Genomic DNA, 16,468 nt, shown 5'->3' on the forward strand with positions numbered 1-16,468 from the left:
AAAGACTTTAGCATAGTCAGTAAGTCGATATTATCTAAATTTAATCATCAATTACCTTTCTCCAATCAAAAATCCGGAAACATTCCATGCGCTGCTGCTGGTTCCTTCCGGTTTTCCAAGCGGAATGAATACGCGAATAGTATGTTTTCCTGGCGAAAGATTTCCTAAATCAATAAGATTTGGATTGGTAGTGGTTCCCGGACACCAGTTAGAACGGCTTTCATCAGAAGATGATAATCCGTTGCCAAAATTTCCCGAAGCCGGATTGCTCAAACGATACGAACCGCAATCGGTGCGCCATGGCGTGAATCCAAAAACTTCTTTTCCATCAATAAAAATAGTGTTCTTTTTCTGTAAAAATTCATCACCATTTTCCCAGCCTCCGTGGCCTGTGGTGGTGTAACTCAATTTAAAATTTTTATATCCCTGCGGAACATCAAAAGTCATTTCCAGTCCTTTTTCGTTATCAAACATGGTGGCATATTCTTGTCCTGCCATTTCCATTACGTTTAGTGTATTGAAAAGAGGTAAAATAAAATCGCCTTTTGGATTGTTATCTTCTCCCTCATGAATTGTAATGTTTAAACTTGCTTTATGTCCGCCTGCATCATAATTTCCAATAAACATTCCGATATACACTTCCTGATTACTCAATTTAGGCTGTAAAAGTGAAATGTCCTGACGATAGAAAACACTATCCTGCCAAACCTTATTTTTTAATTGTAAATAATTAAAGTGCTTTACCCCAAAAGGAGTAAAAAAGCGCATCAATTCCAGCAAAGGTGCATAGTTGTCTGTTGCGGCAACGCCCTGATATTGTTTGCCATTTCCGTTTTCATAAACCGGTAATGTTTTCACTCCATTTTTTAATCCGTCCAAAAACGAGCTTTTTTTATCCATCGGAATCATAAAAACCGAACCGGTTCTATCGTAAGCATCACCATTTGATTGTTGCGTCACATCCACATAAATAGAACTTCCTTTTTTTATTTCCGGGAATTTTATTTTTCGAACAATTACCGTTCCGCTCGCGTATCTAAAGACACTGTCATTCGATTTTGCATCATTTACAAAGTGAATTTGTTCTTTGTTGAAAACAGAAATATTTATAAAACGACTTTTCCACAATAAATCTTTATAGGTCAGTTGATCCACTTCGGGAACCGCTGGTATTGAAAGAATGGTTGGAACTGCTTTTAAATACTCAATTTTGGTAGCCGTAACAATACTATTTCCGTTACGAATAGTTTCCAAAACCAAACCTAAATCTTGTCCCAAAACACTTGGGCCGCCTTTTAGTCCCAATTCATTGGTGTACCAAATTTCGATTTTATTCGAATTCACTATGGTTATTGCTTTTTTGCAATTGAAATTTAGAATCTTTTTGGTTTCCGTTGTGAATTCAAATTTTTGTTTTTCCAAAGCTTCATTATCCTGATTGAGAATCAATTTGTTGGTTTTGAGTTGCGCTAATTGTAAAATGGTTTTGGTTTTGAAATCAACAAAAGTTTGCTCAAAAGGAAGATCTGCTTTTTGTTGCATGATTTTATCTGTTGTAATCAAACTCAAATCTTTAGAAGCGTATAAAAACAACGGATCCTGATTCGGATTTACTTTTCCGTTATAACTTCTTAGGTAAGTAATTTTAATGGCGCTGTTTGTTTTTTGAGCAAAAGATAAATTGATTAGGCAAAGAGCAAAGAATGTAAATAAAATTTTCTTCATGTTATGGTTTTGTTGATCAGCTCCCTGAATAAAAACTGACGGTTATTTTGGTAAATTAAAAGAGGTTTCGTTATTTTACTAAATCGATTTAATTAAAGACGAATAAAACCCTGATTCCATTGTGTTCTAGTATTATACGTTTAAGAAATAGTGATTATGATCTGAGCTAATTTTTTCTCAAAAGCTAAGATAAATATTTTTGAATTGTAACAGGAAGTAACACTGTTTTGTTTTATCAAAAGGTAAAAATTGATTAAACAAAGATAATATTGAATTAATATATAAATAGAAGTCCCAATACCTTTCAATTTTTAAAAGAATATAAATTTAGCAGAAAATACAGTAAAATACTTTTTTTTTGTATTATATAAAACGCTTAAGTTTAAAGTGTTACCATTGTTTTAGTATTAACATAATTAAAATACAATAATGAATTGTTTAAAAAGCTACAGTTTAATAATGTTTTTTTGTTTCGGCATAAGTATGCTGCAAGGCCAGCAAAAAGCATTTCCTTATAAAAATCAGAATTTATCAATTGATAAAAGAGTAGACGATTTATTGAAACAATTGACCACTGAAGAGAAAATTTCCTTGTTAGGATTTGAAAGCAAAGCAATTAAGCGATTGGACATCCCGCAATACAATTGGTGGAATGAATCCTTACATGGCGTAGCGAGAGCGGGTAAAGCAACTGTTTTTCCACAGGCTATAGGAATGTCGGCTTCCTTTAATGATGATTTATTAAATGAAGTAGCGAATTCTATTTCGACTGAAGCCAGAGCAAAGAACAATATGGCAGTTGCCAAGGATCGTCGTTTACAATATATGGGATTAAATTTTTGGTCACCAAACATCAATATATTTAGGGATCCACGTTGGGGAAGAGGACAGGAAACCTATGGAGAAGATCCTTTTCTGACCGGAAAAATGGGAACAGCTTACATCAAAGGATTACAGGGAACAGATCCAAAATACATGAAAACGGCAGCTTGTGCCAAACATTTTGCCGTACATAGCGGACCTGAAAAAACAAGACATTCTATTGATGTTATTGTAGATGAAAAAGATTTGAGAGAAACATATTTATATGCTTTCAAAAAACTTGTTGATGCTAAGGTAGAAACAGTAATGTGCGCTTACAATCGCGTGAATTCTGAGCCTTGTTGTACCGGTAAAACATTGCTGCAGGATATTTTACGTAAAGAATGGAAATTCGGAGGACATGTAGTAACCGATTGTTGGGCATTACAGGACATTTATGAAGGACACAAAACGTTGCCAAACAGTGTAGCTGTTGCAGCAGAAGCGATAAAAAGAGGCGTGAATATGGATTGCAGCGGTCTGTTACAAAAAGATGCTATCAATGCTCTGAATCAGAAATTAATTACCCAAAAAGACATTGATAATGCTTTGGCTCCAACATTGCGAACACAATTCAAATTAGGATTTTATGATAAACCGGAAGACAATCCGTATCGAAAATATGGTATTGACAGTATAGCCAATACTTACCATAGAAATCTAAGCCGAAAAATGGCAGAGCAGAGTATGGTTTTATTGAAAAATGGAGAAGTAGGTGAGAAGAAAACAAAGTTACTGCCTCTGAAAAAAGAAGATTATAAATCGCTGATGGTGGTAGGGCCAAACGCTGCTTCTTTGGATGCTCTGTTAGGGAATTATCATGGAATTACAGATAAGGCTGTGAATTTTGTGGAAGGAATTGCCGGAGCTGTTGATCCTGATACTCGTATAGAATACGATATGGGTTGCGACTTTACAGATACAACCAATTTTGGAGGAGTCTGGGCTGCTTCTTTAGCCGATTTGACGATTGCTGTAATTGGTTTTACACCCGTTTATGAGGGCGAAGAAGGCGATGCTTTCCTGGCTGATGGAAAAGGGGATCGAAAAAATATGGATTTGCCGGCTTCACATATTGCCTACATTAAAGCACTTAGAAAAGGAACCAAAACGCCTCTTGTAGCTGTAATTACCGGAGGTAGTGCTGTTGATATTTCGGCAATTGAACCTTATGTTGATGCTATTGTTTTTGCGTGGTATCCGGGCGAACAAGGCGGAACTGCTTTGGCTAATCTTCTTTTCGGAAAAGTATCTCCGTCAGGACATTTACCAGTTAGTTTTTATAAATCTTTTAGTGATCTACCGGATTACAGCAGCTATGCGATGGCAGGCCGTACCTATCGTTATTTTGATAAGGAAGTACAATATCCTTTTGGTTTTGGATTAAGCTACACGACTTTTGGATACAATTGGATTCAAAAACCGGAGAATATTAAAACGACGTCTGATAAAATTTCAATACAAATAAAAATTGAAAACACCGGAAATTATAATGCTGATGAAGTGGCTCAGGTTTATATCGAATATCCAAATATAGACCGAATGCCATTAAAAGAATTGAAGGCTTTTAAAAGAATATCTATTTCTAAAGGGGATTCAAAAACAATTACATTGGAAATTCCATTAACAGAACTTCAAAAATGGGATGATACTAAAAAACAGTTTAAAATTTACGAAGGACAATATAAAGTGAAAATCGGTTCGAATTCGAGAGATGCAATGCTGGAAACGAGTTTTGAAATTGGGAAATAGAATATAGAGGATAGAAAATAGAGTAAAGAAGCAAGAGGCAAGATTTTATTGCTTTGCTCTTTGTGTAAAATAATAGAAGAAATGAATAAAATTTTTAAATCAGCATTTTTTGCACTTTTAGGAGTTTGTACGCTGCAGGTGAATAGTCAGAGTTCTAAGCAAAATTGGACACAATATGTAGATCCTTTTATTGGGACGGGATTTCACGGGCATGTTTTCATGGGAGCAAATGTACCCTTTGGAGCCGTTCAGCTAGGGCCTGTCAATATTTCACAAGGCTGGGATTGGTGTTCGGGTTATCATTATTCTGACCCCACTATTATCGGATTTTCACACACGCATTTGAGCGGAACCGGAATTGGTGATCTTGGTGATTTTCTTTTCATGCCTGCGGTTGGTAAAGTAAATCTGAAAAAAGGAACTGCCAAAGACATGGAGAACGGCTATATTTCTGGTTTTGACCATAAAGACGAAGTTGCGAAACCAGGTTATTATTCGGTTATTTTGAAGAAAAACGGAATTAAGGCAGAAATGACGGCCTCTGAAAGAGTTGGTTTTCAAAAATACACTTTTCCGGCTTCGGATAAATCACATATCATTCTGGATTTGGTTGAAGGAATTGGCTGGGATAAGGCTGTAGATACTTACATCCGTGTAAAAAATGATACTTTGATCGAAGGGTATCGATTTTCTAAAGGCTGGGCAAATGACCAACGAATTTATTTTGCCGCAATTTTGTCAAAACCGGCTAAGAAAATCCAATTGTACAACAGTACAAAAGAAATGATCAATAAGGTTGTTTTGGGAGACAGTGCAAAAGCAGTGATTCAATTTTCGACTTCAAAAGATGAAGTAATAAAAATTAAAGTGGGAATCTCGGCAGTAAGCATGGATAACGCTCTAATGAATATTAAAAAAGAAATCGCAGGATGGGACTTTGAAAAAGTAGTAAGTCAGGCTGATGAAAAATGGAATAAAGAGTTGAATAAAATTGCGATAAAATCTAGTGATATTGCCAAAATGAAAACGTTCTACACGGCTTTATATCACACCATGATTGCACCTTCGATTTACAATGATAGCAATGGCGATTATTATGGTTCAGACAAACAGGTTCATAAAGCCGCAGGATTTACCAATTTGACCACTTTTTCGCTGTGGGATACGTATAGAGGTGCAAACCCTTTATTTACCTTAACACAAACAGAGAAAGTTTCGGATATGGTCAATACGATGTTGGCGATTTATCAGGAATCAGGACATCTTCCGGTTTGGCATTTGATGGGGAATGAAACCTATTGTATGCCTGGAAACAGTGCCATTCAGATTGTTGCCGATGCCTATTTAAAAGGAATCAAAGGAATTGATGGTGAATTGGCTTTTGAAGCAGTAAAAGCAACTGCCATGCAGGACGACCGCGGATTGAACTTCGTCAAAAAAATAGGGTACATTCCGGCAGATAGTCTAAAAGAATCCGTAGCGATCGGAATGGAATATGCAATCTCTGATGGTGCGATTGCGATGATGGCTAAAAAAATGGGCAAAACGGAAGATTATAATTACTCCTTCAATCGCTCAAAAGCCTATAAAAAATATTATGATGCCTCGACCACCTTTGTACGCGGAAAAGTAAGCGATACCCAATGGAGAACCCCTTTTGACCCATTTAAATCTGCCCATATGAAAGATGATTTTGCCGAAGGAAATGCATGGCAATACACGTGGTTAGTGCCTCACGATGTTGAAGGACTGATTGCGATGTTGGGGGGAGAAAAACCTTTTACAAAAAAACTGGATAATTTGTTTACCGTTAAAGGTGATATGGGAACTGAAGCTTCAAATGATATTACGGGTTTGATTGGACAATATGCTCATGGGAACGAACCAAGCCATCATATTACTTACTTATATAATTTCGTAGGACAACCCTGGAAAACAGCTGAGAAAGTACGTTATATTGTTGATAATTTATATAGTGATAAACCGGATGGATTGTGCGGAAACGAAGATGTCGGACAAATGTCAGCCTGGTATGTTTGGAGTACTTTGGGAATGTATTCTGTAAATCCTTTCAACGGAATGTATGTTATCGGAAGTCCAGCTATGGATGAATCGGTCCTGAATTTAGCCGATGGAAAAAGTTTTACAGTGAAGGCTTTAAATAATAGCCCAAAAAATATTTACATCCAAAAAGCAACACTGAACGGAAAAGCATATACCAAAAGTTACCTGCTTCATTCGGACATTATAAAGGGTGGAGAATTGATTTTTACTATGGGAGGAAAACCTTCTAAAACTTGGGGAGTTGCTGCTAAAGACAGACCTTATTCTGCAGAATAAATTATTTGAAGGAATGAGTCCGGAAAGATATTTTTTATTTATCACGAATAGAAATGTTTTTCCGGACTTTTGGTAAGCACATTTTTTATTTGGTCTAATTTCAGGAAAAAAAGATAATTACTAATTAAACAAGGGTAATATTGAATTAATTATTATACTTCAGGTATTATATTTTTATATTACTAAAAATGTATGAATTTAATAAAAAATATATGGCATTAATAACTCAGATAGATATTGAAAAGAATGTTGGTTCTAAAGAAAATAAAAAATGGCTGTTTCCTTTTATATTGGTAACCAGTTTGTTTTTTTTCTGGGGATTTGTACACAATTTAGATCCTATACTTATTCCGCATTTAAGAAAAGCATTTAATCTAACAGATTTAGAATCTTCTTTAATTGATTCTTCGGTTTTCATCGCCTATTTTGTCATGGCTTTGCCTGCAGGTTATATCATGAGAAAATACGGTTATAAATCTGGTATCATGATCGGATTGGTTTTGTTTGGTATTGGTTCTATTTTGTTTGTTCCTGCTGCCAATTCTCTACAATATATTTATTTTCTGGGGGCTTTGTTTGTAATTGCATGCGGACTTACGTTTTTGGAAACAGCGGCAAATCCTTATGTAACCATTTTGGGACCATCTGAAACAGCGACCAAAAGATTGAATTTTTCACAATCGTTTAATGGATTGGCGGCTTTTATTGCGCCCGCATATATTGGACCAATGATTTTATCCGGAAAAAACTTAACTCAGGCTGAATTAAATGTCATGACGCCCGCTGCATTACACGCTCATATTTTAGAAGAAGCGGCAAGTGTCAAAATGCCTTATTTGATATTAGGATTGATTATTTTATCAGTAGCTGTAGTTTTTTATTTTACCAATATGCCAGATGTAAAAGATGAAGATAAAGAAGGAGTAGACGGAGCGAGTTTTGCCGGAGCTTTGAGTTCAATGCGTTTACGATGGGGAATTTTAGCACAATTCTTTTATGTTGGAGCACAAGTTTGTGTAGCAAGTTTTTTTATCAAAATGGCGACAACTTCAGCTGGTTTAGATGAAGATACAGCGGCCAAATATTTAGGTTTTTATGGACTTGCCTTTATGTTAGGTCGTTTCGCAGGAACATTTTTCATGCAATATATACAGCCACGGAAATTATTGATCATTTATTCGATCATTACGATACTGTTATCAGTACTTGCAATTATAGGAACAGGAATGATAGTCGTGTATACGTTAATCGCAATTGCATTTTTTATGAGTATCATGTTTCCAACGATTTTTTCAATGGGAATTGACGGACTCGGACACAATACCAAAATAGGGTCTTCACTGATTGTAATGTCAATAGTTGGGGGAGCTTTACTGCCTCCGGTTTTAGGATATATTTCAGATGTTACAGGAAGTATTCAGAATGGTTATGTAGTTCCGCTGATCTGTTTTTCAGTAATACTATTGTTCGCATTTAACGGACATAAAACAAATAAAGCATAAATTCTATTTTATATAATATGTTAGAAAACGGAGTTAAAAGGCTGGTGATAAAAATGCACCCGGAAGACAATGTACTGGTGGCCTTAACAGATTTGGCAAAAGGAGAAAGTGTAACTTTTGAAAAAGAGACTTATATCCTTCAGGATACAATTAAGGCAAAACATAAATTTTATACCAGTGATCTGAAAGAGGGAGCTGAGATAATTATGTACGGCGTCCTGGTTGGAAAAGTGCAAAATGATGTTGCAAAAGGCAGTCTCATGACAACAGAAAATCTTAAACATGCTGCAGAACCGTATCAGTATCGCGATGTTGAATTTGAATGGCAGGCACCGGATGTATCAAAATATAAAGACAGGACTTTTAAAGGATATAAAAGAAATGATGGTCGCTTTGGAACAGCCAATTATTGGTTATTTGTACCAACTGTATTTTGTGAAAACCGAAATCTTGATGTCATACGTGAAGCTTTGCATAATGAATTAGGTTATTCAGTAAGTGATAAGTATACGCAGTATACGCATCATTTACTTGAGGCCTATAAAAAAGGAGAAAGCCTGGAGACAATTGATGTACAATTGACGCCGGATTATAATGCAAATAAGGTTTTTAAAAACGTAGACGGAATCAAATTCCTAAATCATCAGGGTGGTTGCGGAGGTACGCGTCAGGATTCAGCTACCTTGAGTGCTTTATTGGCTTCATACGCGAATCATCCAAATGTAGCAGGAATTACAGTATTAAGTTTAGGATGTCAACATTTGCAAGTGCAGGATTTTACTAATGATGTTAAAAAGCAGAATCCTTCTTTTGATAAACCGATATTTATTTTTGAGCAACAACAGTCAAAAAGTGAAGAACAATTGATTGCCGATGCCATTAAAAAGACTTTTGAAGGCTTAATTGAAATAAACAAACAAGAAAGAGTTCCGGCACCATTAAGCGAATTATGTTTGGGAGTTAAATGCGGAGGAAGTGATGGTTTTAGTGGTGTTTCTGCTAATCCGGCTGTAGGTTATACTTCTGATTTATTGGTGGCTTTGGGTGGTAAAGTATTACTGGCAGAATTCCCTGAATTATGTGGAGTAGAGCAGAATTTAATTGATCGTTGTATATCAGAACCGGTTGCTAAAAAATTCATTGATTTAATGCAGTCTTATGATGCTTTGGCGCATAAAGTAGGGTCAGGATTTCATATGAATCCATCACCAGGAAATATCAAAGACGGATTAATAACGGATGCCATAAAAAGCGCCGGAGCAGCTAAAAAAGGAGGAACAGCACCCGTGGTTGATGTATTAGATTATACGGAACCAGCCACAAAATCAGGTTTAAGTTTGGTTTGCACACCAGGAAATGATGTGGAGGCAACAACCGGTAAAGCGGCAGCCGGAGCAACTTTAATATTGTTTACCACAGGATTAGGAACTCCAACCGGAAATCCGGTTTGCCCGGTTATTAAGGTGGCTACCAACTCTGTTCTCGCAAATAAAATGAGTGATATTATTGATATCGATTGTGGATCGATAATTAGCGGCGAAAAGTCGATTGAAGAAATGGGTGAAGATATTTTGGAATATTGCATTAAAGCAGCAAGCGGTGAAATTATTCCAAAGGCAGTTTTATTAAACCAGGATGATTTTATTCCTTGGAAACGAGGAGTTTCGCTATAAATTTTAAAATTTTAAATAAAAATATATGTTTTCATTACAAAACAAAAAAACGGTTGTTACCGGTGGCGGAAGTGGAATTGGGAAAGCCATTTCGGTTTTATTTGCAAAGCAGGGAGCTGAAGTCCATATTATTGAATTAACAGAAGAAAGTGCTAAAACTGCTGTTGACGAAATAAAAGNCGGAATTGGGAAAGCCATTTCGGTTTTATTTGCAAAGCAGGGAGCTGAAGTCCATATTATTGAATTAACAGAAGAAAGTGCTAAAACTGCTGTTGACGAAATAAAAGTAAATGGCGGAAAAGTATTTTCGTATGCCTGCAATGTAGCCAACCAGGAAGAAGTTGCAGCAACATTCGAAAAAATAGGCAATATCAATATTCTAATCAACAATGCCGGAATAGCACATGTTGGTAAAGTAGACACTACACCGGCAGCAGATTTTGATCGTGTTATGGAGGTAAATGTAAAAGGAGTGTACAACTGTTTGTTTGCAGCGATTCCACAATTCCGGCTTTCAAATGGGGGTGTCATTATCAACATGGCATCAATTGCGGCCTGGGTTGGAATCCCGGATCGATTTGCTTATTCAACTGCAAAAGGAGCTGTTATGGCCATGACTTTATCAGTAGCCAAGGATTACATAAAAGAAAATATTCGTTGTAATTCTATTTCCCCGGCAAGGGTTCACACCCCTTTTGTTGATGGTTTTATTTCGAAAAATTATGCCGGAAAAGAAGAAGAAATGTTCGAAAAATTATCCCAGTCACAACCAATAGGAAGAATGGGAAAACCAGACGAAATCGCAGCGTTAGCCTTGTACTTATGCAGCGACGAAGCCGGATTCATCACCGGTTGCGATTACCCAATCGACGGAGGATTTATCAAGTTAAATAATTGAGAAAAGGGGCTAAGGTGCTGAGGCACTAAGGCTTTTTAGTATTTAAGCTTCTCAGCACCGAAAAAAATGATTAATAAAAAAAAGGGACTAAGAGGCTTAGGTTCTGAGGTACTAAGAAAAAAACCTTAGGACCTTAGGAACTTAGTACCTTAGAACCTTAAAAAAAGAAAAAAAATGAAATTAATACGTTTTGGAGAGATAGGAAAAGAAAAACCAGGAGTTTTAATTGGTGAAAAGAGATATGATGTTTCGTCAATTGTAACTGACTTTAACGAAAGTTTTTTTGAAGAAAATGGCCTGGAGAAATTACAGAAAGCATTAGATAGTAATCCGACTTTACCGGAAGTGGATGCAAATATACGTTTAGGTTCTCCGGTGGCGAGACCTTCAAAAATAATTTGTATTGGACTGAATTATGTAGACCATTGTTTGGAAACCAATGCGCCAATTCCAACAGAACCTATTATCTTTTTTAAATCGACTACTTCTTTGTGCGGACCAAATGACAATTTGATCATTCCAAAGAACAGTGAAAAAACAGACTGGGAAGTAGAACTAGCCTTTGTGGTGGGTAAAAAAGCAAGTTATGTAGAAGAAGCCGAAGCTTTGGATTATGTTGCAGGATATGCATTACTTAACGATTATAGTGAAAGAGCTTTTCAAATCGAGCGTGGAGGGCAATGGGCAAAAGGAAAAGGAAGCGACACCTTTGCGCCTCTTGGACCCTTCTTAGCTACAAAAGATGAAGTAAAGGATGTTGACAATTTATCGATGTGGCTTACGGTAAACGGTAAAAAATACCAGGACAGTAATACATTGAATCTGGTTTTCAAAATTCCATTTTTAGTACATTATCTAAGCCAGTTTATGACTCTGCTTCCTGGTGATATCATCAGTACAGGAACACCTCCTGGAGTTGGTTTGGGAATTAAACCGGATCCTATTTACCTTAAAGCGGGTGATGTGGTGGAACTTGGAATTGAAGGTTTAGGGAGTAGTAAACAAACTGCAGTTGCCTATACTAAATAATAAAATTGGTAATAATTAATAATAATAAACATGGTCAAGTCATTATTCTTTTCACTTCTTTTATGCAGTACATTGTCGTTTGCACAGGAAGTAAATATTATTCCGCAGCCAGTAAAAGTTGTTAGAAATACCGGAAATTTTGTGATTACGTCACAAACAAGTTTGGTTGTTACCAATAAAGAAGATAATGCTACGGCTACTTTTTTGAATGGTTATTTATTTAATTATTATGGTTTTGTATTGCCTATTGCTAAAAAAGCAAATAAAAATTACATCAAATTAAGCAGTCAAAAGAATATTGAAGGCCTTAAAAGTGAAGGCTATATTCTTATATCAGATAAAAACGGTGTTGAAATTACAGGAAATGCTGCTATTGGTACTTTTTATGGAATGCAAACCCTAATTCAATTATTGCCTGTTGAAAAAAGCAAAAGTCTTGCGATTGCAGCAGTAGAAGTGAAAGATGAGCCTCGTTTTGTTTACAGGGGAGCAATGTTGGATGTTGGGCGTCACTATTTTCCGGTTGCTTTTGTGAAGAAATTTATTGATTATCTGGCTTTGCACAAAATGAATTATTTTCATTGGCATTTAACGGAAGATCAGGGATGGAGAATCGAAATAAAAAAATATCCTAAACTGACTGAAATAGGCTCTAAGAGAAACGGAAGCATCATTGGAAGCTACCCGGGTAAAGGAAGCGATAACACACCAGAACAAGGTTTTTATACCCAGGAAGAAGTAAAAGATATTGTAAAATATGCTTCAGATCGGTTTATTACGGTAATTCCGGAAATTGAAATGCCAGGGCATGGTAGCGCTGCTATTGCGGCATATCCGGAGCTGAGCTGTTTCCCTAACGAGAAAACACAACTTCCTGATACTATGATTTCAGCAAAAAGTAAAGAGGAAATGGCAAACGGAAGAAATAAAATTGTTCAGGAAACCTGGGGAGTTCATTCGGATGTTTATGTTCCCAGTGAATATACTTTTGAGTTTCTACAAAATGTTTTGGATGAAGTTATTGCCTTATTTCCTTCCAAATACATTCATATTGGTGGTGATGAAGCTCCCAAAGATACCTGGAAAAGAAGCGAATTTTGCCAGCAATTAATAAAAGAAAAAGATTTGAAGGATGAGCACGGCCTTCAAAGTTATTTTATTCAGCGCATGGAAAAATACATTAATGGAAAAGGAAGAACCTTAATTGGCTGGGATGAAATATTAGAAGGTGGTCTTGCTCCAAACGCTGTGGTAATGAGCTGGAGAGGCGAAGAAGGCGGAATTGCAGCCGCAAAAGAAAATCATCCGGTTATTATGACACCAGGTAGCCATGTTTATTTAGATCATTCTCAAACCAAGAATGAAAAGGAAGTTACGATCGGAGGTTATTTGCCAATAGAGACGGTTTATAATTATGAGCCAATTCCTAAAGAATTAAATGAACAACAGGCAAAATATGTTTTAGGAGCACAAGGAAATGTCTGGACAGAATATATGGCAAATCCTGCAAAAGTAGAGTATATGATTTTCCCGCGTTTGAGTGCTTTGAGTGAAGTATTATGGTCTCCAAAAGAAAACAAAAACTGGCCGGAGTTTCAAACAAAAATTGAAACCATGAAAAAAAGATATACAATCTGGGGAGCGAATTATTTTAAAGAATAACAGTTCGTATTGAAGTAGAAAGATTTTAAAAAGAAAACGAGGAATCATTAGTTCCTCGTTTTTTTATAGTATGCGTTTAAATTAATTTAAGTTGCTGTGATGCTTATTTTTTTTAATTAACGTAAAGCATATCTTAACTTGATCTAAATACAGATCAATATAAATAGAACTTCCTGATACGGATAATATCCGGTCAATGTTCCGTTTACTGACCAGTTGCATAATTATTTATACGGGCTAATAAAGAGGCGACAGGGCCCATTAATGTGCCTAAACATGTACGGTTAGCAACTTCTGTAACTGCAGTAAATAACGAAACAAAATTTGCTCCATTTTTTTTACAATTTTCAGCACAGAAATAATAGTTAAGTTTTAATAAAAATAAAATGTTATTAATGTGTTGATAAATAATGTTTTAAAGTTTGGTTTGATGAATAGTTTCAAAAAATTAATTTTTATATTTGAAATTAGTTAACGGCTTATTAATTTAAAATATTTATTATGGAAAAAGCTATACAATTGAAAGTGCGTAAGGAATTGAATGGTCAACAGCAGTTTAATATAATTAAATTAAAAGGAAGTTTAATTTCTAAAGGATATACAGAAATCATACATATTCTGGATCAGGATGACGAGTTTCATATTAATTCATTTGAAACTCCTGTTGAAACAAAAAATGAAGTACAGGAATATATTACTGCATTTATTAATAGAGAAAACTTAGCAGATACAATAACGCTATATAAATGATATTAAAAATAGTTTAGTATTCAAATTCAAAACAAAAAAGTGTTCAGTAATTGAACACTTTTTTGTTTTTTATAGAGAGGTAAAATTTATTTACTATCGAAATCTCTCTCTACTAAATTCCGTTATCGGTAAATTAATAAACAAGATAGTGTTTTCCGTTATTTTCTTGCCGATACCGGCATAAAATAGCAGAGCATGTTTTAAAGAAAGCTTTTTCGTTATAAAATAGGTTACTGCATTTTTAACGGAAATTTAAAAATCCCGCAAAATCCTTAAATTTACTATCGGTGTGAATTGATAATATATTTATTTTTTATCAATTTAATTCCATAGAATGTTTTTTATGGTTTGTTTTATTGTTGATTTGTAAAAAATATTTCAAAGCAACCGGTTGTGCTTTCAAATGTTTTTTTATATTTGTAATAAATACACTTATTAATAAGTACATTTAATATTTACTATTTTTAATATAATCTGACATTTCTAAGAAGTGTTATAAATAAGAAAATACAAATGAAACAACGACAAATCCTTTCCTTATTATCATTATCGGTATTAGCTCTTTTTTCTTTTAACGGGATATCAGTAACTGGAACCCTTGTAAAAAAACAAAATGAGAGAGGGCCTATTTTTTCTAATGTTATATATCAGGGAGATGACAATATCTATAAAAACAATCCGCTAAAACCAGATGAGTTTTACTCTCCGGTTTTACAGGGATGTTATCCTGATCCTGCCATTACCAGAAAAGGAGATGATTATTATATGGTTTGTTCATCATTTGCGATGTTTCCGGGAGTACCGATTTTTCATTCTAAAGATTTAGTCAATTGGACCGATCTGGGAGGTGTATTGAATAAAGTGTCCGAATTTAATCCGCATGATACTGGTATTAGTCAGGGCGTATATGCTCCGGGAATCACATATAATCCTCACAATGATACTTTTTATATGATTGTAACCGCTTTTACAGGGAATATGGGAAATATTATTGTAAAAACAAAAGATCCTATGAAGGGTTGGGGAAGTCCGATAAAACTGGATTTTAACGGAATCGATCCTTGCATCTTTTTTGACGATAACGGAAAAGGGTATATCGTTCATAATGACGCTCCCGATAAAGGAAAAGAATTATATGAAGGCCATCGTGTCATTAAAGTGTGGGAATACGATGTTGCAAACGATAAGGTAATTCCGGGTACCGATAAAATTATAGTAGATGGAGGAGTAGATCTTTCTAAAAAACCAATATGGGTTGAAGCACCTCATTTATATAAAAAAGATGGACATTATTATTTAATGTGCGCTGAGGGCGGAACAGGTGATAATCATAGTGAAGTGGTTTTTATTAGTGACAGTCCAAAAGGACCTTTTAAACCGGCATCAAATAACCCTATCCTTACACAACGTTATTTTCCGAAGGACAGAGATGAAAAAGTAGACTGGGCTGGTCATGCCGATTTAGTTTTAGGACCTGATAATAAATATTATGGTGTATTTCTGGGAGTGCGCCCAAATGATAAAGACAGGGTAAATACAGGACGCGAAACTTTTATGCTTCCCATTGATTGGTCGGGCCTTTTTCCTGTTTTCGAAAATGGATTAGTACCGTTGGAGCCAAAAATTAAAATGCCTAAAGGTGTTACTGAGAACAAAGCAGGAAAAGATGGATTTGTCCCTAATGGAAATTTTACGTTTACTGAAAATTTCACTTCTGAAAAATTAGATTACAGATGGATAGGACTGAGAGGACCTCGTGAGAAATTTATTTCGGTAACTAAAAAAGGACTTGAAATTAAGCCTTTTGAAGTAAATATTAAAGAGCTAAAACCAACTTCAACGCTTTTTTACAGACAGCAGCACAACACTTTTTCTTTTGCAACAACAATAGATTATAAACCTGCATCTGAAAAAGATCTTGCCGGAATTGTATGTCTTCAGAACGAGCGTTACAATTACGTTTTTGGCATAACAAAAAAAGGAAAAGACACTTATATTTTATTAGAAAGAACTGAAAAAGGCGTTTCAAAAATTATCGCAAGTGCCAAAATTGAAATCAAGAAAAATATTCGTTTGCAAGTTAAGGCAACCGGCGACAGCTACGAATTTAGTTATGCGCTAAATGGTACCGACTTTGAAATTTTAGGTGGAATTGTTTCAGGAGATATTCTTTCAACCAATGTGGCTGGAGGGTTTACGGGAGCTTTAGTTGGATTGTATGCTACGGCTTCAAATGATGCTCAGGTAAAATAGAAAATATAGACATTAAAACATTT

At 35.4% G+C, this 16,468-nt stretch carries 10 protein-coding genes and 1 pseudogene; 10 read left to right on the top strand and 1 reads right to left on the bottom strand.

All coding sequences use genetic code 11. The annotated features are described in order from the left end of the window. Window positions 1-51: 51 nt before the first annotated feature. Window positions 52-1,725: a GLPGLI family protein gene (locus tag ASC72_RS17190; RefSeq protein ID WP_056193417.1), complete on the bottom strand. Its 1,674-nt coding sequence runs from the start codon at window positions 1,723-1,725 to the stop codon at window positions 52-54. A 459-nt stretch (window positions 1,726-2,184) separates the two neighbouring features. Here ASC72_RS17190 and ASC72_RS17195 point away from each other — a divergent pair, with 459 nt between their 5' ends. From ASC72_RS17195 to ASC72_RS17235, 10 genes and pseudogenes are all read left to right on the top strand, one after another. Then, a complete protein-coding gene (locus ASC72_RS17195) occupies window positions 2,185-4,338 on the top strand; it encodes a glycoside hydrolase family 3 N-terminal domain-containing protein (RefSeq protein WP_056193420.1) in 2,154 nt (717 codons plus the stop codon). Between the two features lie 81 nt (window positions 4,339-4,419). After that, window positions 4,420-6,678: a GH92 family glycosyl hydrolase gene (locus ASC72_RS17200; protein WP_056193423.1), complete on the top strand. Its 2,259-nt coding sequence runs from the start codon at window positions 4,420-4,422 to the stop codon at window positions 6,676-6,678. Window positions 6,679-6,890: 212 nt separating this feature from the next. Beyond that, window positions 6,891-8,180 (top strand): L-fucose:H+ symporter permease, encoded by a 1,290-nt coding sequence (gene fucP, locus ASC72_RS17205; protein ID WP_082564357.1) that lies wholly within the window; start codon window positions 6,891-6,893, stop codon window positions 8,178-8,180. A 53-nt stretch (window positions 8,181-8,233) separates the two neighbouring features. Then, window positions 8,234-9,853 (top strand): UxaA family hydrolase, encoded by a 1,620-nt coding sequence (locus ASC72_RS17210; RefSeq protein WP_241775742.1) that lies wholly within the window; start codon window positions 8,234-8,236, stop codon window positions 9,851-9,853. A 25-nt stretch (window positions 9,854-9,878) separates the two neighbouring features. After that, window positions 9,879-10,032, top strand: a 154-nt coding sequence (locus tag ASC72_RS24620) for an SDR family NAD(P)-dependent oxidoreductase (protein WP_241775746.1), incomplete at its 3' end; no start/stop codon positions are given. A gap of 1 nt (window position 10,033) precedes the next feature. Further along, window positions 10,034-10,751 (top strand): annotated as a pseudogene (locus ASC72_RS17215) (SDR family NAD(P)-dependent oxidoreductase); the annotation flags it as partial. Between the two features lie 174 nt (window positions 10,752-10,925). Next, window positions 10,926-11,780: a fumarylacetoacetate hydrolase family protein gene (locus ASC72_RS17220; protein ID WP_056193429.1), complete on the top strand. Its 855-nt coding sequence runs from the start codon at window positions 10,926-10,928 to the stop codon at window positions 11,778-11,780. A 30-nt stretch (window positions 11,781-11,810) separates the two neighbouring features. After that, complete coding sequence (locus tag ASC72_RS17225) at window positions 11,811-13,442, top strand: beta-N-acetylhexosaminidase (protein WP_056193432.1); 1,632 nt, start codon at window positions 11,811-11,813, stop codon at window positions 13,440-13,442. A gap of 501 nt (window positions 13,443-13,943) precedes the next feature. Further along, complete coding sequence (locus tag ASC72_RS17230) at window positions 13,944-14,192, top strand: hypothetical protein (RefSeq protein WP_056193436.1); 249 nt, start codon at window positions 13,944-13,946, stop codon at window positions 14,190-14,192. 513 nt (window positions 14,193-14,705) lie between these two features. Beyond that, window positions 14,706-16,445 (top strand): glycoside hydrolase family 43 protein, encoded by a 1,740-nt coding sequence (locus ASC72_RS17235; protein ID WP_056193439.1) that lies wholly within the window; start codon window positions 14,706-14,708, stop codon window positions 16,443-16,445. Window positions 16,446-16,468: the final 23 nt, after the last annotated feature.

The sequence above is a fragment of the Flavobacterium sp. Root420 genome, from assembly GCF_001427905.1.
Classification (GTDB): Bacteria; Bacteroidota; Bacteroidia; order Flavobacteriales; family Flavobacteriaceae; genus Flavobacterium.

Excerpts from the sequence above, each read along its gene's own strand:
- ASC72_RS17190 (WP_056193417.1), bottom strand. The coding sequence starts at position 1,725 with ATGAAGAAAATTTTATTTACATTCTTTGCTCTTTGCCTAATCAATTTA.
- ASC72_RS17195 (WP_056193420.1), top strand. The coding sequence starts at position 2,185 with ATGTTTTTTTGTTTCGGCATAAGTATGCTGCAAGGCCAGCAAAAAGCA.
- ASC72_RS17200 (WP_056193423.1), top strand. The coding sequence starts at position 4,420 with ATGAATAAAATTTTTAAATCAGCATTTTTTGCACTTTTAGGAGTTTGT.
- fucP (WP_082564357.1), top strand. The coding sequence starts at position 6,891 with ATGGCATTAATAACTCAGATAGATATTGAAAAGAATGTTGGTTCTAAA.
- ASC72_RS17210 (WP_241775742.1), top strand. The coding sequence starts at position 8,234 with ATGCACCCGGAAGACAATGTACTGGTGGCCTTAACAGATTTGGCAAAA.
- ASC72_RS17220 (WP_056193429.1), top strand. The coding sequence starts at position 10,926 with ATGAAATTAATACGTTTTGGAGAGATAGGAAAAGAAAAACCAGGAGTT.
- ASC72_RS17225 (WP_056193432.1), top strand. The coding sequence starts at position 11,811 with ATGGTCAAGTCATTATTCTTTTCACTTCTTTTATGCAGTACATTGTCG.
- ASC72_RS17230 (WP_056193436.1), top strand. The coding sequence starts at position 13,944 with ATGGAAAAAGCTATACAATTGAAAGTGCGTAAGGAATTGAATGGTCAA.
- ASC72_RS17235 (WP_056193439.1), top strand. The coding sequence starts at position 14,706 with ATGAAACAACGACAAATCCTTTCCTTATTATCATTATCGGTATTAGCT.